This is a genomic window from Streptomyces calvus, from assembly GCF_006782915.1.
Taxonomy (GTDB): domain Bacteria; phylum Actinomycetota; class Actinomycetes; order Streptomycetales; family Streptomycetaceae; genus Streptomyces; species Streptomyces calvus.
This window is the reverse complement of the sequence record NZ_VCNP01000058.1, coordinates 27,778-54,405: the sequence shown is the minus strand read 5'-3', so window position 1 is coordinate 54,405 and position 26,628 is coordinate 27,778. Positions and strand designations below refer to the sequence as shown.

1 protein-coding gene (only partly in view) is annotated in these 26,628 nt (G+C 76.5%); it reads right to left on the bottom strand.

Annotation, left to right across the window (positions count from 1 at the left end; genetic code table 11):
• A protein-coding gene (locus tag FGW31_RS33535) for a type I polyketide synthase (RefSeq protein ID WP_142197379.1) crosses the window boundary here: on the bottom strand, nt 1–26,628 show its 5' portion. Its footprint begins 2,037 nt before the window's first position; 26,628 of the gene's 28,665 nt are visible here — the first part of the coding sequence; it begins with the start codon at nt 26,626–26,628; its stop codon lies off the left edge, out of view.

Genomic DNA, 26,628 nt, shown 5'->3' with positions numbered 1-26,628 from the left:
GGGCAGCACCCGCGCCAGGGACTCACCGTCGACACCCAGGTCACCGGCGAGGGCGTCGAAGTCCTCGCCCTGGACGGCCGCCCAGAACGCGGCGTCGCCGTCACCGCTCCCGGCGGCGGTGTCCGGGGCGGCGGGCGCCGGGTCGGGCCAGAAGCGGCGGCGCCGGAACGCGTACGTCGGCAGGTCGACGCGGCGTGCGCCGGTGCCGTCGAGGAGCGCCGCCCAGTCCAGGGGCTGGCCGGCGGCGTGCAGCCGGGCCACCGCCGCGGTCAGGGAGCGTTCCTCGTCGCGTCCGGTGCGCAGCGCCGGCACGGCGGCCGGGGCCGGGCGGTTGTCGTCGGCGAGGGCGTCGAAGGTGTCCTGTGCCAGGGAGCAGAGCACACCGTCGGGGCCGAGTTCCAGGTAGCGGGTGGCGCCGCGGGCGGCGAGGGTGCGTACGCCGTCGCCGAACCGGACGGCGCGGCGGACGTGTTCGACCCAGTACCCGGGGTCGCACACCTGCTCCGGCGTGGCCGTCTCCCCGGTGAGGTTCGACACCAGAGGCAGCCTGGGCGCGGTGTACGACACGCTCCGGGTGACCCGTGCGAAGTCCTGAAGCATGGCGTCCATGTGCAGGGAGTGAAACGCATGGCTCACCCGCAAACGCCTAGTCTTCCGGCCCTGCGCGGTGAACTCCTCGGCGAGGGCGGTGACCGCGTCCTCGTCGCCGGAGATCACGACCGCGTCGGGGCCGTTGACGGCGGCGAGGCAGACCCGGTCGCCGAGCCGGCCGCTGATCTCCTCCTCGCCGGCCCGTACGGCGATCATGGCGCCGCCGGCCGGCAGGGCCTGCATCAGGCGGGCCCGGGCGGCGACGACCGTGCAGGCGTCCTCCAGGGTGAGCACCCCGGCGACGTGGGCGGCGGCGATCTCGCCGACGGAGTGCCCGGCCAGCAGGTCGGGGCGCACGCCCCAGGACTCGACCAGCCGGTGGAGGGCGACGCCGAGGGCGAACAGCGCGGGCTGGGTGTAGCCGGTGGTGTCCAGCAGGGCCGCCTCCGGCGTGCCCTCCTCGGCGAACATCACCTCGCGCAGCGGCCGGTCGAGTTCCGGGTCGAGGCAGGCCGTCACGGCGTCCAGGGCCTCGGCGAACACCGGGAAGCGGGCGTACAGTTCGCGGCCGGCGCCGGGTCGCTGGGAGCCCTGGCCGGGGAAGAGGAACGCGGTCCGGCCGCCGGGGGCGGCGCGGCCCCGCAGGACGTTCACGGCGGTGCGGTCCTCGGCGAGCGCGGTGAGCGCGTCGAGCAGTTCGGCCCGGTCGGCGGCGACGAGCACGGCCCGGTGCTCGAACGCCGAGCGGGTGGTGCCGAGGGACAGCGCCAGGTCGGCGACGGACGCGGTGGCGTGCGCCGTGTCCGGGCCCGCGTCGCCGGTGAGCCGGTCGCGCAGGCGGCCGGCCTGGTCGGCGAGGGCGTCCGGGGTGACGGCGGACAGCGGGACGGGCAGCGGTCCGCCGGTGCGGTCGTCGCACGGGCCGTCCGGGCCGGCCGGGACGGGCGCGGTGTCACCGGCGGGCTGTTCGAGGACGACGTGGGCGTTGGTGCCGCTGGCGCCGAAGGAGGACACACCGGCGCGGCGCGGACGGCCGGTCTCGGGCCAGGCGGTCTGTTCGGTCAGCAGCCGTACGGCGTCCGGGTCCCAGGCGATGTGCGAGGACGGCGTGTCGGCGTGCAGGGTCTTCGGCAGGGTGCCGTGGCGCATGGCCATGACCATCTTGATGACGCCGGCGACACCGGAGGCGGCCTGGGTGTGGCCGAGGTTGGACTTCAGTGAGCCGAGCAGCAGCGGCCGGTCACGGTCCTGGCCGTAGGTGGCGTGCAGGGCCTGGGCCTCGATGGGGTCGCCGAGCGCGGTGCCGGTGCCGTGCGCCTCGACGGCGTCGACGTCGCGGGCGGTGAGGCCGGCGGCGGCCAGCGCCTTGCGGATGACGCGCTGCTGGGACGGGCCGTTGGGGGCGGTCAGGCCGTTGGATGCGCCGTCCTGGTTGACGGCGGAGCCGCGCAGCACGGCGAGGACGTGGTGGCCGTTGCGGCGGGCGTCGGAGAGCCGCTCGACGACGAGCATGCCCACGCCCTCGGCCCATGCGGTGCCGTCGGCGTCGTCGGAGAAGGCCTTGCAGCGGCCGTCCGGCGACAGGGCGCCCATCTCGCCGAACTCGACGAAGCCGACCGGGGTCGACATCACGGTGACACCGCCCGCGAGGGCGAGGGAGCACTCGCCGTTGCGCACGGCCTGCGCCGCGAGGTGCAGCGCGACCAGTGACGACGAGCAGGCCGTGTCGACGCTGACCGAGGGCCCTTCCAGGCCGAGCGTGTAGGACAGGCGGCCGGACAGCAGGCTCGCCGACTGGGCGGTCTCGACGTGGCCGACCTGGCCGACGGCGGGACGGTAGTCGCCGCTGCCGCCGCCGACGAAGACACCGGTGTCGCCGCCGCGCAGCCCGGCCGGGTCGATGCCGGCCCGTTCCAGGGCCTCCCAGGCGGCCTCCAGCACGATCCGCTGCTGCGGGTCGATGACGAGGGCCTCGCGCGGCGAGATGCCGAAGAAGTCGGGGTCGAAGTCGGCGACGTCGTAGAGGAATCCGCCGTGGCGGGTGACGCTGCGGCCCCGGCCGTCCCGGTCGCCGTTCAGGAGCCGGTCCAGGTCCCAGCCGCGGTCGGTGGGGAAGGCGCCGATGGCGTCGGTGCCGGCGACGGCCAGCTCCCACAGGTCCTCGGGGGAGCGCACTCCGCCCGGGTAGCGGCAGCTCATGCCGACGATGACGATCGGGTCGTCGGCCGGTGCGGCGTCCGTTCCGTGCGCGGCGGGGGCCGCCGCCGGGCCGGTGTCGTCGCCGAGGAGCCCGGCCAGCAGGTGTCCGGCGAGCGCGGTGGGCGTCGGGTAGTCGAAGACCAGGGTGGCGGGCAGGGTGAGCCCGGTGGCCGTGGCGAGCTGGTTGCGCAGGTCCACGGCGGTCAGCGAGTCGAACCCGAGGTCCTTGAAGGCCTGTTCGGCGGGTACGGCGTCGGCACCCGCGTGGCCGAGCACCGAGGCGACCTCGGTGCGCACCAGGTCCAGCGCGTACCGGAGCCGGTCCCGCTCGTCCAGCTGCCGCAGCCGGGTGCGCAGCGCGTGGGTGGTGTCCGCGTCGGCGCGGTCGCCGCCGCTCGCCGCGTCCAGTGCGCGCCGTGCCTCGGGCAGTTCGGTGAACAGGCGGCCGGGCCGGATGCGGGTGAAGGCGGGGGCGAACCGGTCCCACACCACGTCGGCGACGGTCACCGAGGCGGGTGCCGACGGGTCGGCGGCGGCCTCGCCGACGACCGCGCCGAGCACGGTCAGCGCCCGCTGCGGGTCCATGGCGGGCAGGCCGTTGGCGCGCAGGTGGGCGGCGAGCCCGTCCGGCCCCGCGCCGGCCCAGGCACCCCAGGAGACGGCGACGGCGGTGCCGCCGTCGGCGCGGCGCCGCTGGGCGACGGCGTCCAGGTAGGCGCCCGCCGCGGCACCGGCTCCCTGACCGCTGACGCCCCAGACTCCGGAGATGGAGCCGAACACGACGAAGGCGTCCAGGCTGCGCCGCCCGGTGGCCGCGTCCAGCGCGTCGAGGTCCCGGCGTACGGCGGTGAGGAGCGCGTCGGCGTCGGCCGGGTCGCCGCTGTCGGCGGGTGTGCCGTGGTCGCCGGTGTGGACGACCGCGGTGAGCGGGCGGCCGTCGGGCAGGGCGTCCACGGCGGCGGTGAGCGCGCCGGCGTCGGCCGGGTCGTACGCGACGGCCGTGAACTCGGTTTCCGGGTCGGCGAGTTCGGCGCGCAGCGCGTCGAGGGCGTCGGGGTCGGCCGGTGCGTGGGTGGCCAGCAGTACGCCGGTGGCGCCGTTGCCGGCCAGCCAGCGGGCGACGTGCCCGGCGAAGCCGTCGGGGCCGCCGGTGACCAGCACGGTGCCGGTGGGCCGCCACGCGGCGTCCGGTCGCTGCGCCGACGCCCGGACCAGCCGTCGGGCGTAGACGCCGGAGGCGCGCAGCGCGACCTGGTCCTCGGCGTCCGTTCCGGTCGCGGCCAGGACGGCGCGCAGACGCTCGGCGGTGCGGGCGTCGGCCACGTGGTCGAGGTCGACGAGTCCGCCCCACCGGTCGGGCCGCTCCAGGGCGGTGACCCGGCCGAGGCCCCAGACCGCCGCCTGCGCGGGGTCGGCGACGGCGTCGGAACGGCCCACGGACACCGCGCCGCGGGTGACGGCCCACAGCCGGCCGGTGATGCCGGCTGCGTCCAGGGCGTCCAGCAGGGCGTCGGGCCGGGCGGCACCGGACGGCAGGGCGCGCGCAGCGGGTTCGCCGTCGTCGCGCACGGCGGCGAACAGGGAGACCACACCGGCGTATGCGGCGCGCCGGGCGGCCTGCGCCAGGCGGTCCGCGAGGGCGGCGTCGTCGTCCGGGGCGCAGACCACGCGCACCGCGTCGGCGCCGAGGGCACTGGCGAGGGCGTCGGCCCACGGGTCGCCGTCGAGCACGGTGGGGATCAGCACGAGCCAGGTGCCGTCGTCGGCGCGGGAGCCGGTGGCGGCGCTGCCGTTGGCGGCCGACGGACGCCAGCTCACCCGGTAGCGCCAACGGTCCACCAGCGACCGCTCGTTGAGCCCGCGGCGCCAGGAGGACAGGGCGGGCAGCACGTCCGACAGAACGGCGTCGTCCAGGTCGAGCGTGGCGGACAGCGTTTCCACATCCTCGCTCTCGACGGCCGCCCAGAAGGCCGCGTCCGCCGGGTCCTGCGCGGCTCCCGCGCCGGGCGCCACGGCCGGTTCGGGCCAGTAGTGCTCACGCTGGAAGGCATAGGTGGGCAGTTCGGTACGACGAGCGCCGGTGCCGCGGAACCAGCCGTCCCAGTCGATGTCGACGCCGGTGACGTGCAGCCGGGCCAGCGCGGTCAGCAGCGCGGTCTCCTCGGCACGGTCCTTGCGCAGCGCCGCCACGGACACGACGTCCTCGGCACCGTCCAGCACGCGCGCGGCCATCCCGGTCAGCACACCGTCCGGGCCCAGCTCCAGGAACGCGTTCACACCGGCACCGGCCAGCACACGCCCCCCGTCGGCGAACCGCACGGTGCCACGCACATGCCGCACCCAGTACTCCGCCGAACACAGCAGCCCCGGCTCGGCGATCTCACCGGTCACGTTCGACACCCCGGGAATCGACGGCTCGGCGTACGTCAATCCCTCCGCCCCCTCGCGGAACTCCGCGAGCATCGGCTCCATCAACGGCGAGTGGAAGGCATGACTCACCACCAGGCGCTGCGTCTTGCGCCCCTCCCCCGCGAACACATCCGCGAGCGCCCGGACTTCGGACTCGCTACCGGCGATCCCCACGGCGTCCGGACCGTTCACGGCCGCGAGGGCCACCCCGTCCGTCAGCCGCGGAACGACCTCCTCCTCAGCAGCCTGCACGGCCACCATCGCGCCGCCCGCCGGAAGCTCCTGCATCAGCCGCGCACGAGCAGCCACCAGCGTGCAGGCGTCCTCCAGCGACAGCACCCCGGCGACGTGCGCGGCCGTGATCTCACCCACGGAATGCCCGGCCACGAACTCCGGCCGCACACCCCAGGATTCGACGAGCCGGTACAGCGCCACCTCGACCGCGAACAGCGCCGGCTGCGTGAACCCCGTGGAATCCAGCAGCTCAGCCTCCGCCGAACCCGGCTCCGCGAACAGCACCTCACGCAGCGGACGCTCCAACTCCACGTCCAGCCGCGCCAGTACCGCATCCAACGCCTCCGCGAACACCGGGAAGCGCGCGTACAGCTCACGCCCCATCCCGGCCCGCTGCGAACCCTGACCCGAGAACAGCACCGCCGTCGAACGCTCCGCCGCACGCCCACGCGCCACCTCGACGGGCTGTTCGCCCTCCGCGTCCGCGAGCAGCACCGCACGGTGCTCGAACGCGGTGCGGCCGACGGCCAGGGTGTAGGCGGTGTCCAGGGCGGTGACGTCCGGGTGGGCGGTGGTGAACGCGGTGAGCCGTTCGGTCTGTGCGGTGAGGGCCTCAGGGGTGCGGGCGGACACCAGCCACGGCACCTCGGCGGGCGTCACGGGTGCCTCGTCGTTCGCCGGGGCGTCCGCCGGGGCCTGCTCCAGCAGGACGTGGGCGTTGGTGCCGCTGACGCCGAAGGCGGAGACGCCGGCGCGGCGCGGACGGCCGGTCTCGGGCCAGGCGCGGTGTTCGCGGAGCAGGGCGACCGTGCCGTCGGACCAGTCGACGTGGGTGGACGGGGTGTCGATGTGGAGGGTCCTGGGCAGTTCGCCGTGGCGCAGGGCGAGCACGGTCTTGATGACGCCGGCGACACCGGCGGCGGCCTGGGTGTGGCCCAGGTTGGACTTGACCGTGCCGAGCAGCAGCGGCTGCTCCGGGTCGCGGCCGGTGCCGTAGGCGGCGATCAGGGCGTGGGCCTCGATGGGGTCGCCGAGGGTGGTGCCGGTGCCGTGCGCCTCGACCACGTCCACGTCGGCGGGGGTGAGGCGGGCGTCGGTGAGGGCGGCGCGGATGACGCGCTGCTGGGCGCGGCCGTTGGGGGCGGTCAGGCCGTTGGAGGCGCCGTCCTGGTTGACGGCAGCGCCGCGGACCACCGCGAGCACGGGGTGTCCGTTGCGGCGGGCGTCGGAGAGGCGTTCCAGGACCAGGACACCGGCGCCCTCGGACCAGGCGGTGCCGTCGGCGGAGTCGGCGAAGGCCTTGCAGCGGCCGTCGCCCGCGAGGCCGCCCTGGGCGGTGAACTCGACGAAGGCGTCGGGGCTGGACATCACCGACACGCCGCCGGCCAGGACCAGGGAGCACTCGCCGGAGCGCAGGGCCGTGGCGGCCATGTGCAGGGCGACGAGCGCCGAGGAGCAGGCGGTGTCAACGGTGACGGCGGGGCCCTCCAGGCCGAGGGTGTAGGACAGGCGGCCCGACATGACGCTGGCGGTGGTGCCGGTGGCGGCGTGGCCCTGCACGTCGGTGGTGCCGCGGCGGAGCACGCCGGCGTAGTCCTGGCCGTTGGTGCCGACGAAGACGCCGGTGGCGCTGCCGCGCAGGCCCGCCGGGTCGATGCCGGCGCGTTCCAGGGCCTCCCAGGAGGTTTCCAGCAGCAGCCGCTGCTGCGGGTCCATGGCGAGGGCCTCGCGCGGGGAGATGCCGAAGAAGGCGGCGTCGAAGAGGCCGGCGCCGTCGAGGAATCCGCCTTCCAGGGTGGCGGAGCCGCCGCGGGCGAGGGCGTCGAGGTCCCAGCCGCGGTCGGCGGGGAAGCCGGTGATGGCGTCGCGGCCCTCGCGGAGCAGGTGCCACAGGTCGTCGGGCGAGCCGACGCCGCCGGGGAAGCGGCAGCCCATGCCGACGATGACGACGGGGTCGTCGTCCAGCGGCCGGTTGGTGGTGTCCGCGGCGGCGCGGCCGTCGGCCGGCTCGGGCAGGGTGCCGAGCAGTTCGGTGAGCAGGTGGGCGGCCAGGTCGCGGGTGGTGGGGTGATCGTAGACGAGGGTGGCGGGCAGTTTCAGGCCGGTGGTGACGTTGAGGATGTTGCGCAGTTCGACGGTGGTCAGCGAGTCGAAGCCGAGGTCGGTGAAGGCCTGGTCGGGTTCGACGGCGGCCGGGTCGGGGTGGCCGAGGACGGCGGCGACCTGGGCGCGCACGAAGTCCAGGACGTACCGCCGGCGGGCGGGTCCGGTGAGCGCGGCGAGTTCCCGGCCGAGCGCCGGCGGGGCGGTCGTGGCCGCGGTCGTGGAGTCGACGGTGGTGGCGCGCAGTGCGGGCAGGTCGCGGACCAGGGGGCGGTTGGCGGTGAAGACGGCCGCGTACCGCTGCCAGTCGATGTCGGCGACGGTCAGCGCGGTGTCGCCGTGTGCGACGGCGGTGTCGAGGGCGGTGAGGGCGTCCTCGGCGGTCATCGGGGTGAAGCCGCCGCGGCGGACGCGGTCCTCGACTCCGGTGCCGTCGCCGGCCATGCCGGTGCCGGCCCAGGGGCCCCAGGCGACGGCGGTGGCGGGCAGGCCGAGATCCCGGCGGTGTTCGGCGAGGGCGTCCAGGTAGGCGTTGGCGGCCGCGTAGTTGCCCTGGCCGGCGGCGCCGAGGCTGCCGGCGGTGGAGGAGAACAGCACGAAGTCGGTGAGGCCGCTGTCGCGGGTCATCTCGTGCAGGAGAGCCGCGGAGTGCGCCTTGGCCCGCAGGACGGTGTCGAACCGTGCGGGCGTGAGGGCGTCGAGGACGCCGTCGTCGAGCACGCCGGCGGTGTGGACCACCGCGGTGAGGGGCTGCTCGGCCGGTACGGCAGCCAGGACGGCGGCCAGCGCGTCGCGGTCGGCGGTGTCGCAGGCGGTGACCGTCACCTCGGCGCCCAGTTCCCGCAGTTCGTCGGCGAGTTGGGCGGCGCCGGGCGCGTCGGGGCCGCGGCGGCTGACCAGCAGCAGGTGCGGGGTGCCGCGTCCGGCGAGGCGGCGGGCGACGTGGGCGCCGAGGGCGCCGGTGCCGCCGGTGATCAGGACGGTGCCGTCGGGGGCGAACTGCCGTGGGGCGGGGCCGTCGGGCGTGGGGTGGTGGGCCAGGCGGCGGGCGTAGGTGGCGGAGGCGCGGACGGCGAGGTCGGTCTCGTCACCGGGTTCGGCCAGCAGGTGGGCCAGGCGCCGCGCGGCGCGGGTGTCGAGGTGTTCGGGCAGGTCGACGGCGGCGAAGCGGCGTTCGGGCTGTTCCAGGGCCGCGACCCGGACCAGGCCCCGCGCGGCGGCCTGCCCGGGGTGGGCGAGGCGGTCGGCGCGGCCGGTGGCGACGGCCTGGCGGGTGAGGATCCACAGCGGGGCGTGGACGCCCGCGTCGCCGAGGGCCTGTACGGCGGTGGCCGTGGGCCGCAGGCCGCCGAGTCCGGCGGGATCACCGGCGTCGGGGTCGTCGGCGGTGAGGGCCAGCAGGGACAGGACGCCGGTGAAGCCGCCGTCGGGCAGCGGGAGTTCCCGCAGGATGCGGGCGAGCGTCGCCCGGTCCCGGCCGTCGGTGGTGACGCGCACGGCGTGCAGGCCGAGCAGGTCCGGCAGGTCGGCCGTGTCGGTGTCGGGGCCGGAGACGGGGAGCAGGACCAGCCAGGTGCCGGCGGGGCGTGCGGTGGGGGCGCCGTCCAGCGGCTTCCACACGGCGCGGTGGCGGCGGGCGTCGGCGGCGGCCCGTTCGGTGCGGCGGCGGCGCCACGCGGACAGGGCGGGCACCAGCGCGGCGAGGGTGTCGTCGTCGAGGCCGAGGTCGGCGCCGAGGGCGGGCAGGTCGGCGCGCTCGACGGCGGACCAGAACGCGGCGTCCGCGGCGTCGGCCGGGGCCGCGGTGGCGGCCGGGGTGGCCGCGTGGGTGGTGTCGGGCCAGTAGCGGCTGTGCTGGAAGGCGTAGGTCGGCAGGTCGACGCGGCGGCCGCCGGTGCCGTGCAGGACGGCGGACCAGTCCACCCGGATGCCGTGGACGTGGAGCCGGGCCAGGGCGGCGGTCAGGGCGGTGACGTCGTCGCGGTCGCGGCGCAGCGCGGGCACCGTGACCGTCGCCGCGCCGGCCGGCCCGTCCGTGTCCTCGACGGCGTCGAGGGTGTCGCGGGCGGCGGCGGACAGGGTGCCGTCGGGGCCGACCTCCAGGAACGAGGTGTGGCCCTGCCGGGCGAGGGTGCGCACCGCGTCGGCGAAGCGGACGGTGGCGCGGACCTGCCGGACCCAGTAGTCGGGGCTGCGCAGTTCGTCGGTGGAGGCGGGCTCGCCGGTGACGGTGGACACCAGCGGGACGGACGGCAGGTGGTAGGTGAGGCCGCGGGCGACGCGGGCGAAGTCGTCGAGCACGGCGTCCATGTGCGGCGAGTGGAAGGCGTGGCTGACGCGCAGCGCACGGGTCTTGTGGCCGTCCTCGGCGAGCCGGGCGGCGACCCGGGTGACGGCGTCCTCGTCGCCGGACAGGACGACGGCGCGGGGGCCGTTGACGGCGGCCAGGGCGACCTGGTCCTCCAGTCCGTCCAGCAGCGGCAGCACCTCGTCCTCGGCGGCCTGTACGGCGACCATGGCGCCGCCGGCCGGGAGGGCCGCCATCAGGCGGCCGCGGGCGGCGACGAGGGTACAGGCGTCGTCCAGGGAGAGGACGCCTGCGACGTGCGCGGCGGCGAGTTCGCCGACGGAGTGGCCGGCGACGCTGTCGGGGACCGTGCCCCAGGACTCCAGAAGCCGGTACAGGGCCACTTCGAGGGCGAACAGGGCGGGCTGGGTGCGGGCCGTGTCGTGCAGCAGGGCGGCGTCCTCGCTGCCGTCGGCGGCGAACAGCACGTCCCTGAGCGGGTGTTCGAGATGCTGGTCGAAGCGGGTGAGGACGGCGTCCAGGGCGTCCGCGAAGACCGGGTACCGGTCGTACAGGTCGCGGCCCATGGCGGCGCGCTGGCTGCCCTGTCCGGTGAACAGGAAGGCGAGGCGGCCCCGGGCGGGCGCGCCGGTGACGAGGGCACCGTCGGGCGTGCCGTCGCGCAGGGCGGTCAGGGCGCGCAGCACGCCGTCGCGGTCGCCCGCCAGGACGGCCGCCCGGTGCTCCAGGGTGCCGCGGGTGGTGGCCAGGGAGTGGGCGAGGTCGAGCAGCGCGACGTCCGGGCGGGCCGCGGTGTGGTCGAGCAGGCGGGCCGCCTGGGCGCGCAGGGCGGGGGCGGTGCGGGCGGACAGGACCAGGGGCACACCGGCCGGCAGGGTGCCGGGGTCCGTGGCGGGCGCGGTGTCCGCGGCGTCGTCGGGGTTGTCGGGGGCCTGTTCGACGACGGTGTGGACGTTGGTGCCGCTCAGGCCGAAGGAGGAGACGGCAGCGCGGCGGGGCCGGCCGGTCTCCGGCCAGGGCACGGTGTCGGTGGCCAGGTCGATGGCGCCGGAGTCCCAGTCGACGTGGCTGGACGGGGTGTCCACGTGCAGGGTGCGCGGGACGGTGCCGTGGCGCATCGCCATGACCATCTTCATGACGCCGGCGATGCCGGACGCCATCTGGGTGTGGCCGATGTTCGACTTCACCGAGCCCAGCAGCAGCGGCCGTTCGGGGTTCCGGCCCTGGCCGTAGGTGGCGAGCAGGGCCTGCGCCTCGATGGGGTCGCCGAGCGCGGTGCCGGTGCCGTGTCCCTCGACGACGTCGACGTCGGCCGGGGTGAGGCCCGCGTTGGTGAGGGCCTGGCGGATGACGCGGGCCTGGGAGGGGCCGTTGGGGGCGGTCAGGCCGTTGGAGGCGCCGTCCTGGTTGACGGCGGAGCCGCGGATCACGGCGAGCACCGGGTGCCCGTTGCGGCGGGCGTCGGAGAGCCGTTCGACGAGGACGAGGCCGACGCCCTCGGCCAGGCTCATGCCGTCGGCGCCCTCGGCGTACGCCTTGCAGCGGCCGTCGGGGGCCATGGCGCGCTGGCGGCTGAAGCCGGTGAAGGCGCTGGGCGTGGCCATGACGCTGACACCGCCGGCGAGGGCCAGGGTGCTCTCGCCGTTGCGCAGCGACTGGCAGGCCAGGTGCAGCGCGACCAGGGAGGAGGAGCAGGCGGTGTCGAGGGTGACGGCCGGGCCCTCCAGGCCGAAGGTGTAGGCGAGGCGGCCGGACATCACGCTGGAGATGGTGCCGGTGATGAGGTGGCCCTCGGCGCCCTCGGTGGAGGCGCCGCCCGCCGTGTAGTCCTGGTAGCTGGCGCCGATGAAGGTGCCGGTGAGGCTGCCGCGGAGGGTGGCGGGGTCGATGCCGGCGCGTTCCAGGACCTCCCAGCCGGTCTCCAGCAGCAGCCGCTGCTGCGGGTCCATGGCGAGGGCCTCGCGCGGGGAGATGCCGAAGAACGCGGCGTCGAAGTCGGCGACGTCGTGGAGGAAGCCTCCTTGCGTGGAGTAGGTGGTGCCGGGCTTGTCGGGGTCGGGGTCGTAGAGGGCGTCGGCGTCCCAGCCGCGGTCGGCGGGGAAGCCGGTGATGGCGTCGCCGCCGGCCAGGACGAGGTCCCACAGCGCCTCGGGGCTGCTGATGCCGCCGGGGTAGCGGCAGCTCATGGCGACGACGGCGATGGGTTCGTCGTCCACGGCCGCGGTGGTGGGGGCCGTTGCGCCGTCCTCGGTGCCGGGGTCGCCGAGCAGGCCGCGCAGGTGCGCGACGAGGGTGAGCGGGTCCGGGTAGTCGAAGACGAGGGTGCTCGGCAGGGTGAGGCCGGTGACGGCGGCGAGCCGGTTGCGCAGGTCGACGGCGGTCAGGGAGTCGAAGCCGACGTCGCGGAAGGCGCGGCGCTCGGACAGCACCTCCGGGGAGGCGTGGCCGAGGACGGTGGCGGCCTCGGAGCGGACCAGGTCGAGCAGGAGCCGGTCCCGTTCGGCCGCGGGCAGTGCGCGCAGCCGGGCGGCGAACTCGCCGCCGTCGCCGGTGCGGGCGGCCGCCTCCTCGGTGAGGCGCCGCACGTCGGGGACGTCCTCGAACAGGTCGGTGGGCCGCGAGGAGGTGAACACCGGGTGGTAGCGGTCCCAGTCGACGTCGGCGACGGCGAGGACGCCCTCGTCGGCGTCGAGGGCCCCCTGCAGTCCGGCGAGGGCCAGGTCGGGGTTCATGAAGACCAGTCCGCTGCGGCGGATCTGGCCGGGGTCGACGCGGCCGAGCTTCATGTCGTCGGCCCAGATGCCCCACGAGATCGCGGTGGCGCGGGCGCCGCGGGCCCGCCGGTGCTCGGCGAGCGCGTTGAGGTGGGCGTTGGCGGCCACGTACGCGGCGTGCCGGCCGCTGCCCCACAGGCCGGCGGTGGACGAGTAGAGGACGAACGCGTCGAGCTGGTCGTCGTCGAGGAGTTCGTCGAGGTGGGCGGCGCCGGCGGTCTTGGCGTGCACGACCTTGGCGAAGGCGTCCAGGCTCGTCTCGTCGATCGACTGGAGTTCGATGACGGCGGCGGTGTGGAAGACGCTGCGGACGGTGCGGCCCTCGGCGGCGAGCCGGTCCAGGAGGGCGGCGACGGCGGCGCGGTCGGTGACGTCGCAGGCGACGACGGTGGCGGTGCAGCCGCGGTCGGCGAGGTCGGCGACGAGGTCGGCCGCTCCGGGTGCGCCCTCGCCGCGGCGGCTGGTGAGGACCAGGTCGCGGGCGCCCCGGTCGGCGAGCCAGCGGGCCAGGTGGGGGCCGAGGGTGCCGGTGCCGCCGGTGACCAGGACGGTGCCGCGCGGGCTCCAGCCGGGGCCGCCGGCCGGGGCGGGCGCGGGCGCGACGCGGCGGGCGAGGACGCCGGAGGCGCGGACGGCGAGCTGGTCCTCGCCGGTGGCGCCGGTGAGGACGGCGGCGAGCCGCTGCGCCGCCCGGTGGTCGAGGGTGTCGGGCAGGTCGACGGTGCCGCCCCAGCGCTCGGGGTGTTCCAGGGCGGCGGTCCAGCCGAGGCCGTGCACCATGGCCTGCACGGGCCGGGTGAGCCGGTCGGCGCGGCCGGTGGAGACGGCGCCGCGGGTCAGCGCCCACAGGGGCGCGTCGACGCCGGCGTCGCCGAGGGCCTGCACCAGGGTGACGGAGAGGGCGAGCCCGGCGGGCAGCACGGGGTGGAGGGTGCCGGTGTCCTCGGCGGCAGCGAGCAGCGACACCACGCCGGTGGGTTCGGGCAGTTCGCGCAGGCGGGCGGCCAGGTGCGCGCGGTCGGTGTCGGCGGCGTCGAGGTGCAGCTGCGTCACCTCGGCGCCGTGCGCGGTGAGCGCCTCCCGTACGGCGGCGGTGTGTTCGGGGTCGGTGCCGTCGGCGGCGGCCAGCAGCCAGGTGCCGGTGAGGGCCGCGTCGGGCAGGGCGGCGAGCGGCTTCCAGGTGGCGCGGTAGCGCCAGGAGCCGACGGTGGAGCGGTCGCGGCGCTGCCGTCGCCAGGTGGACAGGGCGGGCAGCACGGGGGCGAGGGCGTCGCGGTCCAGGTGGAGGCGGTTCGCGAGGGAGTCGACGTCCTCCTGCTCGACCTCGGTCCAGAACTCGGCGTCGGCCGGGTCGCCGTCACCGGCGGCGCGCGGCGGCGCGGCCTGGGTCCACAGGTACTCGCGCTGGAAGGCGTAGGTGGGCAGGGGTGTCCTGCGGGCGCCGCTTCCGGCGTGGACGGCGGCCCAGTCGGCGTGTCCGCCGCGGACCCACTGCTCGGCGAGGGAGGCCAGGAAGCGGCCGGTGCCGCCCTGTTCGCGGCGCAGGGTGCCGGTGACGGCGACGTGGTCACCGGTCTCCTCGGCGGTGGCCTGCACCGCCATGGTGAGCACCGGGTGCGGGCTGATCTCGACGAACACGGTGTGTCCGGCGCCGAGGAGGGCGCGTACGGCGTCCTCGAAGCGGACGGTCTGCCGCAGGTTGCGGTACCAGTAGGCGGCGTCCGTGGCCGCTGTGTCGAGGACGGCGCCGGTGACGGTGGAGTGGAACGGCACCTCGGGCCGGCGCGGTGTCACGGGGGCGAGCAGGTCGAGGAGTTCGTCGTGGAGGCGTTCGACCTGCGGGGAGTGGGAGGCGTAGTCCACGGCGACGCGGCGGGCGCGGATGTCGCGGGAGGTGAACTCGGTGTGCAGGGCGTCGAGGGCGTCGGGGGTGCCGGCGAGGACCACGGAGCGGGGCCCGTTGACGGCGGCGACGGACACGGCGCCGCCGTGGGCGGCCAGGTACTGCTCGGCCTCGGCGGCGGGCAGTTGGACGGACATCATGCCGCCGGCGCCGGCCAGGACGCGGCCGATGGCCCGGCTGCGCAGGGCGACGACGCGGGCGCCGTCCTCCAGGGACAGGGCCCCGGAGACGACGGCGGCGGCGATCTCGCCCTGGGAGTGGCCGACGACGGCGTCCGGGGTGACGCCGTGGGCGCGCCAGAGGGCGGCCAGGGACACCATCACGGCCCAGGTGGCGGGCTGGACGACGTCGACGCGGTCGAAGTCGGGCGCGCCGTCGGCGCCGCGGACGACGTCGACCAGGGACCAGTCGGTGAACGGGGCGAGGGCGGCGGCGCACTCGTGCAGCCGCTCGGCGAACGCCGGTGAGGTGTCGAGGAGTTCGGCGCCCATGCCGGCCCACTGGGAGCCCTGGCCGGGGAAGACGAACACGGTGCGGCCGTCGGTGTCGGCGGTGCCGCTGACGACCTGGGCGGTGGACCGGCCGTCGGCGAACGCGGTGAGGGCGTCGGTGAGTTCGCCGGCGGTGGTGCCGAGGGCGACGGCGCGGTGCTCCAGCACGGAGCGGGCGGTGATCAGGGTGTGGCCGACGTCGGCGGGGTGCGGTGCGGCGGCGGTGACGTGGGCGGCGAGGTTGCGGGCCTGGTCGCGCAGCGCGGCGGGGGCGGCGGCGGAGAGGATCCAGGGCAGGGTGCCGCCGGCCGGGAGGGCGGGCTCGGGGGCCTCGGCGGGTTCGGGTCGGTCGGGGGCCTGTTCCAGGATGGCGTGGGCGTTGGTGCCGCTGATGCCGAAGGAGGAGACGGCGCAGCGCAGCGGGGCGTCGTCCTTGCGCCAGTCGGTGGTCTCGGTGACGAGGCGGACGGCGCCGGACTCCCAGTCGACGTGGCGGGAGGGCCGGTCGGCGTGCAGGGTGCGCGGCAGGGTGCCGTGGCGCATCGCCATGACCATCTTGATGACGCCGGCGACGCCCGCGGCGGACTGGGTGTGGCCGATGTTGGACTTCACCGAGCCGAGCAGCAGCGGCCGTTCGGCGTCGCGGTCCCGGCCGTAGGTGGCGAGCAGGGCCTGCGCCTCGATGGGGTCGCCGAGCGCGGTGCCGGTGCCGTGCGCCTCGACGGCGTCGATGTCGTCGGCGGTGAGCCCGGCGCTCGCCAGGGCCTGCCGGATGACGCGGACCTGGGAGGGGCCGTTGGGGGCGGTCAGGCCGTTGGAGGCGCCGTCCTGGTTGATGGCGGAGCCGCGGATCACGGCGAGGATCTCGTGGCCGTTGCGGCGGGCGTCGGAGAGGCGTTCCAGGACGAGGACGCCGACGCCCTCGGCGAGGGTCATTCCGTCGGCGTCGTCGGAGAACGCCTTGCAGCGGCCGTCGCGGGCCAGGGCGCGCTGCCGGCTGAACGCGATGAACGACATCGGGTTGGTCATCACGGTGGCGCCGCCCGCGAGGGCGAGGCTGCTCTCGCCGTTGCGCAGCGACTGGCAGGCCAGGTGCAGCGCGACCAGCGAGGAGGAGCAGGCGGTGTCGACGGTGACCGCGGGGCCCTCCAGGCCGAAGGTGTAGGCGAGGCGGCCGGACAGCACGCTGGGGCTGGAGCCGGTGACGGCGTGCCCGGCGGAGCCGTCGTCCATGGCGACGCCGTAGTCCTGGTAGGTGGAGCCGATGAAGGTGCCGGTGGGCGTGGAGTGGACCGTCGCGGGGTCGATGCCGGCGTGTTCGAACGCCTCCCAGGTGGTCTCCAGGAGCAGCCGCTGCTGCGGGTCCATGGTGACGGCCTCGCGCGGGGAGATGCCGAAGAAGCCGGCGTCGAACTCGCCCGCGTCGTGCAGGAAGCCGCCCTGGGTGGAGTAGGTGGTGCCGGGCCGGTCGGGGTCGGGGTCGTAGAGGGCGTCGGCGTCCCAGCCGCGGTTGACGGGGAACTCGGAGATGGTGTCGGTGCCGTCGGCGACGAGCCGCCAGAACGCGTCGGCGGAGCGGGCGCCGCCGGGGAAGCGGCAGCTCATGCCGATGATGGCGATGGGCTCGTCGGTGGCGTCCGGCCCGGCCACGGTGGTCGTGTCGTCGCCGGTGCCGAGGAGTTCGTCCCGCAGGTGGCGGGCGAGGGCGGCGGGGTTGGGGTGGTCGAAGACCAGGGTGGTGGGCAGGGCGAGGCCGGTGAGCGCGGCGAGGCGCTTGCGCAGTTCGACGGCGGTCAGCGAGTCGAAGCCCGCGTCGCGGAAGGCCCGCCGTGCCGGGACGCCCTCGGCGGAGGTGTGGCCGAGGACGACGGCGGCCTCGGAGCGCACCAGGTCCAGCAGCAGCCGTTCCTGCTCCTCGCCGGTCAGTGCGCGCAGCCGGCCGGCGAGTTCGGACACGGCGGCGGTGGTGTGCGCCGGGGCGGTGAGGGCGCGCACGGTGTCGATCTCGTCGAACAGGCGGCTGGCGCGTACGGCGGTGAACACCGGGTGGTACCGGTCCCAGTCGACGTCGGCGACGGTGACCGCGGTGTCCTGCTGGACGACGGCGCGGCGCAGTTCGGTCATGGCCGTGGCGGGGGGCAGCAGGCGCAGTCCGCTGCGTTCGAGGGTGTCGGACACGGAGTGGTGCGCGTGGGCCATGCCGATCTCGGCCCACGGGCCCCAGGCGACGGCGGTGGCGGCCAGGCCGCGGGCGCGCCGGTGTTCGGCGAGGGCGTCGAGGTAGGCGTTGGCGGCGGCGTAGGCGCTCTGTCCGGCGCTGCCCCACACTCCGGCGACCGACGAGTACAGCAGGAAGAAGTCCAGGTCGTGGCCGTCGAGGAGGTCGTCGAGGTGGGCGGCGCCGAGGGTCTTGGCGGCCATGGCGGCGGCGGTGTCGGCCAGCGGTGTGGCGGACAGTGCGGCGGCCTGGCCGATGCCGGCGGCGTGCACCACACCGGTGAGCGGGGCGTCGTCGGGGACGGCGGCGAGGACGGCGGCGAGGGCGTCGCGGTCGGCGCTGTCGCAGGCGGCGAGGGTGACGCGGGCGCCGGACTCCTCCAGTTCGGCGGCGAGTTCGGCGGCGCCCGGCGCGTCGGGGCCGCGCCTGCTGGTGAGGATCAGGTGGGCGGCTCCGGCGCGGGCCAGCCAGCGGGCGGTCTCGGCGCCGAGCCCGCCGGTGCCGCCGGTGATCAGGACGGTGCCGGAGGCGGTGAAGGCGTCCTCGCGGGGCAGGTCGGCGCCGGGGTGGCGGACGATGCGGCGGGCGAGCACGCCGGAGGCGCGTACGGCGACCTGGTCGTCGCCGTCGTGGGTGGCGAGCACCGCGGCCAGGCGCTGCGCCGCGGGCGCGTCGAGGACGGCCGGCAGGTCGACGAGGCCGCCGGGCTGCTCGGGGCGTTCCAGTGCGGTGACCCGGCCCAGGCCCCAGTGGGCGGTGCGGGCGGGGTGGGTGAGCGGGTCGCCGGGGCCGGTGGAGACGGCGCCGCGGGTGACGGTCCACAGCGGGGCGGTGGTGCCGGTGTCGCCGCAGGCCTGGGCGAGGACGACACCGAGGGCGAAGCCGAGCGGGAGGCCGCCGGTGGCGGTGTTCCCGTCGGTGGGGCGGGGGCCGTCGGCGAGCGGCAGCAGGTTGAGGACGCCGGTGGCGTCGGCGGCCCCGGCGGCGCGCAGGGCGTCGGCGAGCCGGTCGCGGTCCAGGTGGGAGGCGTCGAGGTCGAGGCGGTGCAGCAGGGCGCCGTGGCCGCGCAGCGCGTCGAGGACGTCGCCGGCCTCGTCGCCCGCGGTGGTGACGGCCAGCCAGGTGCCGTCCAGGACGGGGGCGCCGGTGGTGGCGGGCCGCCAGGCGACCCGGTAGCGGGCGGCGTCCAGGACGGCCTTCTCCTGCCGGCCGCGCCGCCAGGACGACAGCGACGGCAGCAGCGCGTACAGGGAGGCGTGCTCCTCGTCGCGCAGTCCGAGCAGACCGGCGAGGCGGTCGGTGTCACCGCGTTCGACGGCCGTCCACAGGGCGGTGTCGGCGGGGTCGGTGGCCGTGCGGCGGGCTGTGGGGGCGGTGGTGTCGGGCCAGTACGTCTCGTGTTGGAAGGCGTAGGTGGGCAGGTCGACGGTGGTGGCGCCGGTGCCGCGGTGGGCCGCCGCCCAGTCGACGCGGACCCCGCGCACGTGCAGCCGGGCCAGCGCGGTGAGGACGGCGCTCTCCTCGGGCCGGTCGGTGCGCAGCAGCGGTACGGCGTCGGTGCCGGCGTCGTCGCCGAGGGTCTCCTCGACGAGGGCGGCCAGCGAACCGCCGGGGCCGACCTCCAGGTAGGTGGCGGCGCCGGCGTCGTGGGCGGCGCGCACGGCGTCGGCGAAGCGGACGGTGCCGCGGACGTGGCGGACCCAGTAGTCGGCGGTGCGCAGGTCGTCGCCGGTGGCGAGGCGGCCGGTGAGGTCGGAGACGACCGGCACGGACGGCTCGTGGTAGGTCAGGCCCTCGGCGACCTGCCGGAAGGCGTCGAGCACGGCGTCCATGCGCGGCGAGTGGAAGGCGTGGCTGACCCGCAGCCGGCGGGTGGTGCGGCCCAGGTCGGCGAAGTGGGCGGCGACGCGTTCGGCGGCGTCGGCGTCACCGGAGACGACGACGGAGCCGGGGCTGTTGACGGCGGCGAGGCAGACCCGGTCCTCCAGGCCGGCCAGCAGCGGCAGCACCTCCTCTTCGGTGGCCTGCACCGCGTGCATGGCGCCGCCCTCGGGCAGCGCCCGCATGAGCCGGGCGCGGGCGGCGACCAGGGTGCAGGCGTCGTCCAGGGACAGCACGCCGGCGACGTGGGCGGCGGTGATGCCGCCGATGGAGTGCCCGAGGAGCACGCCGGGGCGCACGCCCCAGGAGCGGACCAGGTGGTACAGGGCGGTTTCGAGGGCGAACAGGGCGGGCTGGGTCCAGCCGGTGTCGTACAGCGCGGCGGCCTCGGCGGTGCCGTCACCGGCGAACAGGACGTCCTTGAGGGAGCGCGGCGCGCTGTCCGTCTCCGGGTCGGTGAGCAGCGGGTCGAGCCTCGCCACGACCTCGTCGAGCGCCGCGGCGAACTCCGGGTGGCGGGCGTACAGTTCGCGGCCGGTGCCGGGGCGCTGGCTGCCCTGTCCGGTGAACAGCAGGGCGGTGCGGCCGGCGCCGCCGGTCTCGCCGAGGACGAGCGCCGGGTCGGGACGGCCGGCGGCGAGGGCGGCCAGGGCCCGGCGGGCGTCGTCGCGGGTGCCGACGGCGACGGCGCGCTGCTCGAACGCGGACCTGGTGGTGGCCAGGGACAGGGTCACGTCGGCGGGGGCCAGGGCGGGGTGGGCGTCGAGGTGGGCGAGCAGGCGGGCGGCCTGGGCGCGCAGCGCGGGCCGGGTGCGGCCGGACAGGACCCACGGCAGGACGGCCGGTGTGCCGGCGCCGTCGGTGCTCGCGGGGCGGGGCGCGGGCAGCGGTGCGGGCTGCTCCAGGACGAGGTGCGCGTTGGTGCCGCTGATGCCGAAGGAGGAGACGGCGGCGCGGCGGGGGCGGCCCGTCTCCGGCCAGGGCGTGTGCTCCTGGAGCAGGGCGACGGCGCCGGACTCCCAGTCGACGTGGCCGGAGGGGCGGTCGGCGTGCAGGGTGCGCGGCAGTTCGCCGTGGCGCATCGCCAGGACCATCTTGATGACGCCGGCGACACCGGCGGCGGCCTGGGTGTGGCCGAGGTTGGACTTCACCGAGCCGAGCAGCAGGGGCCGTTCGGGGTCGCGGTCCTGCCCGTAGGTGGCGAGGAGTGCCTGCGCCTCGATGGGGTCGCCGAGCGGGGTGCCGGTGCCGTGCGCCTCGACGGCGTCGACGTCGGCGGGGGTGAGTCCGGCGGCGCCCAGGGCCTGGCGGATGACGCGCTGCTGTGAGGGGCCGTTGGGGGCGGTCAGGCCGTTGGAGGCGCCGTCCTGGTTGACGGCGGAGCCGCGCACCACCGCGAGGACGCGGTGGCCGTTGCGGCGCGCGTCGGACAGGCGTTCCAGGACGACGACGCCGACGCCCTCGGACCAGCCGACGCCGTCGGCGTCGTCGGAGAAGGCCTTGCAGCGGCCGTCGGGCGACAGGCCCCGTTGACGGGAGAACTCGATCAGGGAGGTCGGCGTGGACATCACGGTGACACCGCCGGCCAGGGCAAGGGAGCACTCGCCGGCGCGCAGGGCCTGCATCGCCCAGTGCATGGCGACCAGCGAGGAGGAGCAGGCGGTGTCGACGGTGACCGCCGGGCCCTCCAGGCCGAGGGCGTAGGACACCCGGCCGGAGGCGATGCTGGGTGCGGTGCCGCTGCCCTGGTGGCCCTCGAAGCGCTCGTCGGCGAGGGTGGCGGAGTAGTCGCTGTACATGACGCCGGCGAACACGCCGGTGCGGCTGCCGCGCAGCGAGACCGGGTCGATGCCGGCGTGCTCCACGGCGGTCCAGGACGCTTCCAGCAGCAGGCGCTGCTGGGAGTCGGTGGCCAGGGCCTCGCGGGGGCTCATGCCGAAGAAGCCGGGGTCGAAGTCGCCCGCGTCGTGCAGGAATCCGCCGTAGCGGGTGTACGAGGTGCCGGGGTGGTCGGGGTCCGGGTGGTACAGGGAGTCCAGGTCCCAGCCGCGGTTGACGGGCAGGCCGCTGACCGCGTCGGTGCCCTCGGTGACGAGCCGCCACAGGTCGTCCGGCGATTCGACGCCGCCGGGGTAGCGGCAGCTCATGCCGACGATGACGATCGGGTCGTCGGCGGTGGCGGCGGTCACCGGGGTGTGGTCCGGGGCGGCCGTGCCGGTGTCGCCGGTGAGTTCCTCCAGCAGGTGGGCGGCGAGGGCGGCGACGGTGGGGTGGTCGAAGACGACGGTGGCCGGGGTGCGCAGGCCGGTGACGGCGGCGATCCGGTTGCGCAGTTCGACGGCGGTCAGCGAGTCGAAGCCGAGGTCCTGGAAGGCGCGTTCGGGGTCGATGTCGGTGGCGGAGGCGTGGCCGAGGACGGCGGCCACCTGGCCGCGCACCAGGTCGGTGACGGTCTCGGTGCGGGCCTGCGCGTCGAGCCGGGACAGCCGCCGGGTGAGGCCGAGGGCGGCTTCGGAGCCGGTGCGCACGGTACGGCGGCGGGCCCGGATCAGGCCGCGCAGCAGCGACGGAACCTCGCCCTGGCCGCGCAGCGCGGCCAGGTCCAGCCGGACCGGCAGGACGACGGCGCGGGGCAGGGTCAGGGCGGTGTCGAAGAGGGCGAGGCCGTCCTGCGGGGCGAGCGGCGGTGTGCCGGAGCGGGACAGGCGGCGCAGGTCGTGCTCGGTCAGGTCGCCGGTCATGCCGGTGCCGGGCGCCCAGGGGCCCCAGCCGAGGGAGAGCGCGGGCAGTCCGCCGGCGCGCCGGGTGGCGGCGACGGCGTCGAGGAAGGCGTTCGCGGCGGCGTAGCCGGCCTGGCCGGGCGCGCCGGCGGTGCCGGCGAAGGAGGAGAAGACGACGAACGCGGCGAGGTCGAGGTCGCGGGTGGCCCGGTGCAGGTGCCACACGGCGTCGGCCTTGGGCCGCAGCACGGCGGCGAGGCGGTCGGCGGTGAGGGTCTCCACGAGCCCGTCGTCGAGGACGCCCGCGGTGTGCACCACGGCGGTGACGGGGTGGGCCTCGGGGATCGACGCGAAGAGCGCGGTGACGGCCTCGGCGTCGGCGGCGTCGCACGCGCGGAGCGTGACCTCGGCGCCGGACTCCCGCAGGGCGTCGGCGAGTTCGGCGGCGCCGGGGGCGTCGGGTCCGCGCCTGCTGGTGAGGAGCAGGTGGCGTACGCCGTGTTCGGTGACGAGGTGGCGGGCGAGGACGGCGCCCAGGCCGCCGGTGCCGCCGGTGACGACGACCGTGCCGTCCGGGTTCCAGGCCGGGGCGTCCGGTTCGGCCGGTGGGCGGACGCGGGTCAGCCGGGCGCCGAGGACCGCGCCGTCGCGGACGGCGGTCTGCGGTTCGTCGGCGGTGAGGGCGGCCGGGAGGGCGGAGGCGGGGTCGGCCGTGGCCGCGGGGTCGAGGTCGAGGAGGCCGAAGCGGCCGGGGTGTTCGGCCTGCGCGGAGCGGACCAGGCCCCAGACGGCCGCCGCGGCGGCGTCGGTGACGGCGCCGCCGTCGGTGGCGACGGCACCGCGGGTGACGAACACCAGGCGGGCGCCGGAGCGGTCCGGGGCGTCGAGCCAGTCCCTGACCTGCCCGAGGGCGCGGGCGGTGACCTCGTGCACCGAGGCGATCACCCGGTCCTCGCCCGCGCCGGCGACGGGCGCGAGCACCAGGTCCTGCGTCCCGTCGGCGCCGTCGGTGACCGTCACACCGGCGGTGGCCAGGGCGGCGGTGAGGCCGAAGGGGTCGGTGCCGAGCAGGCCGACCGCGGCGGGCAGGGCGGTGCCGTCGGCGGAGGCGGTGAGCCGGGTCCAGTCCAGGGCGAACAGGGCGTCGCGCTGCCGGGCGGAGGCCGCGCCGGCGCGCGCGTCCGGGGCGGTGCGCAGCACCAGCGAGGCGACGGAGGCGACGGGCGCGCCCGTGGTGTCGGCGACGGCGACGGCGACGGCGTCGTCACCGGCCGGGACGATCCGGACGCGGGCGTCGGTGGCGCCGCTCGCGTGCAGGCTGACGTCCTGCCAGGAGAACGGCAGGCCACCGCGTCCGTCCTCGCCGAGCGGCGCGAAGGCGGAGGCGTGCAGGGCGGCGTCGAGGAGTGCGGGGTGGAGGCCGAACGAGGGCGCGTCACCGGCGGGGCCGGCGTCGAGGGAGACCTCGGCGAACGTCTCCTCGCCGCGCCGCCACACCGCCCGCAGGCCGCGGAAGGCGGGGCCGTAGCCGAATCCGGCGTCGGCGAGCCCGTCGTAGAAGCCGTCCAGGTCGACGGGTTCGGCGCCGGCCGGGGGCCACACGGCCGCGTCGAAGCCCTCCTCGTGGCGGGCGCCGGCGGCGAGGGTGCCGGTGGCGTGCCGGGTCCAGGGCAGGTCGTCGTCGCCGTCGGGGCGGGCGTAGACGCCGAGGGTGCGGCGGCCGGTGTCGTCGGGGCCGGCGATCCACACCTGCACCTGGACGCCGCCGTCCTCGGGCAGGGCGAGCGGGGCGGCGAGGGTGAGGTCCTCCACGCGGTCGCAGCCGACCTCGTCGCCGGCCCGTACCGCCAGTTCGAGGAAGGCGGTGCCGGGCAACAGGACGGTGCCGCGGACCGTGTGGTCGGCGAGCCAGGGGTGGGTGCGTGTCGAGAGGCGTCCGGTGAGCAGCAGCCCGTCGGAGTTGGCGAGGGTGACGGCGGCGGCGAGCAGCGGGTGGTGGGCGGCGCCCAGGCCGGCCGCCCGCACGTCACCGGTGAGCCCGGTGACGCCCTTGGGCCAGAACCGGCGGTGCTGGAAGGCGTACGTCGGCAGGTCGGTGAGGCGGGCGCCGGTGCCGTCGAACCAGCCGTCCCAGCGCAGCGGCACGCCGTGCAGGTACAGGCCGGTGGCGGTCTCGGTAAGCGCGGTCGCTTCGGGGCGGTCCTTGCGCAGGGCGGGCAGGACGGCGGTGTCGTCGTGTCCGGCGGCGTCGAGGCAGGCGCGGGTGAGGGCGGACAGGGTGCCGTCCGGGCCGAGTTCGAGGAAGACGCCGGTGCCGTGGCCGGCCAGCCAGGAGACGCCGTCGGCGAAGCGGACGGCGTGCCGGACGTGGTCGGCCCAGTAGTCGGCGGAGGTCAGCTGCTCGACCGTGGCGGGCGTGCCGGTCAGGTTGGAGACGACGGGCAGGGCGGGGGCCTGCGGGGTCAGCGTGGCGACGACGTCGCGGAACTCCGCGAGCATCGGCTCCATCAGCGGCGAGTGGAAGGCGTGCGAGACGCGCAGCCGGCGGGTGCGGCGGCCGAGCCCGGCGAAGTGCGCGGCCACGGCGTCCACGTCGGCGGCGGTGCCCGCGACGACCACGGCGGAGGGGCCGTTGACGGCGGCGACCGACACCCGGTCGGCGCGTTCGGCGACCAGCGGCGCCACCTCGTCCTCGGTGGCCTCGACGGACACCATGGCGCCGCCCTCGGGCAGCGCCTCCATCAGCCGGCCGCGGGCGAGGACCAGGGTGCAGGCGTCCTGGAGGGAGAAGACGCCCGCGACGTGCGCGGCGGCGATCTCGCCGACGGAGTGGCCGGTGACGTGGTCGGGGGTCAGGCCCCAGGACTCCACCAGCCGGTACAGGGCGACTTCGAGGGCGAAGAGGGCGGGCTGCGCGTAGCCGGTGCGGTCGAGGAGCGCGGCTTCTGCGGTGCCGTCCTCGGCGAGCAGCAGCGGGCGCAGCGGGCGGTCGAGTCCGGCGTCGAGGTGGGCGAGGATCTCGTCCAGGGCCCGGGCGAAGACGGGGAAGCGCGCGTACAGATCGCGGCCCATGCCGGGGCGCTGGGAGCCCTGGCCGGAGAAGAGCACGGCGAGCTTGGGCCGGCCGCGCGTCTGGCGGACGGTCAGGCCGGGCGTGTCCTCGCCGTCGGCGAGCGCGGCCAGGGCGGCGAGGGCGGTGTCTCGGTCGGCGGCGGTGAACGCGGCCCGGTGCTCGAAGGCGGCGCGGGTCGTGGCGAGGGTGCGGGCGGTGTCCGGCGCGGTGAGTCCGGGCAGGTCGCGCAGGTGCGTCAGCAGCCGGTCGGCCTGGGCGCGCAGGGCGTCGAGGGTGCGGCCGGACAGCAGCCACGGCAGGGCGCCGGGCTCGACGGCGGGCGTGTCGGGCGCGTCGTCGGCGGGCGGCGCCTCGGCTGGGGCCTCCTCGGCGGGCGCCTCTTCGATGACCGTGTGGGCGTTGGTGCCAGACAGGCCGAAGGAGGAGACACCGGCCCGGCGCGGGGCGTTGTCGCGGCGCGGCCACGGGACGGGTTCGGTGAGGAGGCGGACGGCGCCCTCGGTCCAGTCGACGTGGGTGGACGGCCGGTCCACGTGCAGGGTGCGCGGGAGCAGGTCGTGGCGCATCGCCATGACCATCTTGATGATGCCGGCGACACCGGCGGCGGCCTGCGTGTGGCTGATGTTGGACTTCACCGAGCCGAGCAGCAGCGGCCGTTCGGGGTCGCGGCCCCGGCCGTAGGTGGCGAGCAGCGCCTGGGCCTCGACGGGGTCGCCGAGGACGGTGCCGGTGCCGTGCGCCTCGACCACGTCGACCTCGGCGGCGGAGAGCCGGGCGTTGACCAGGGCGGCCTCGATGACACGCTGCTGGGACGGGCCGTTGGGGGCGGTCAGGCCGTTGGAGGCGCCGTCCTGGTTGACGGCGGAGCCCCGCACGACGGCGAGGACGCGGTGGCCGTTGCGGCGGGCCTCGGACAGCCGCTCCAGGACGAGGACGCCGACGCCCTCGGACCAGCCGGTGCCGTCGGCGGCGTCGGCGAAGGACTTGCAGCGGCCGTCGCCCGCGAGGCCGCCCTGGCGGGCGAACTCGACGAAGGTGGTGGGGCTCGCCATCACGGTGACACCCGCGGCCAGCGCCAGCGAGCACTCCCCCGCGCGCAGCGACTGGGCGGCCAGGTGCAGGGCGACCAGCGACGACGAGCAGGCGGTGTCGACGGTGACGGCCGGGCCGACGGCGCCGTAGAAGTAGGACAGCCGGCCGGACAGGATGCTGGTGGCATTGCCGGTCAGCTGGAAGCCCTGCACGTCGTCGTCGGGGCCGACGCGGTAGTCCTGCGGCATGGCGCCGACGAACATGCCGGTGCGGCTGCCGCGCACACCGGTCGGGTCGATCCCGGCGCGTTCGAACGCCTCCCAGGAGGTCTCCAGGAGCAGCCGCTGCTGCGGGTCCATGGAGAGTGCCTCGCGCGGCGAGATGCCGAAGAAGTCCGCGTCGAAGGCGGGCGCGTCGTGGAGGAAGCCGCCCGCGAAGTCGGCGGGCCCGTCGCCGACGGCGGCCTCCCAGCCGCGGTCGTCGGGCATCGGGGTGATGCCGTCCTCACCGGCGACGAGCATCCGCCACAGGTCCTCGGGGCTGTTCACGCCGCCCGGGTAGCGGCAGCTCATGCCGACGATCGCGATGGGCTCGGTGGCCGCCGCCTCCAGCTCGCTCACCCGCTGCCGCGAACGCTTCAGATCGGCGCTCGCTCGCTTGAGGTAGTCCCGGAGCTTCTGTTCCTTGTCCAT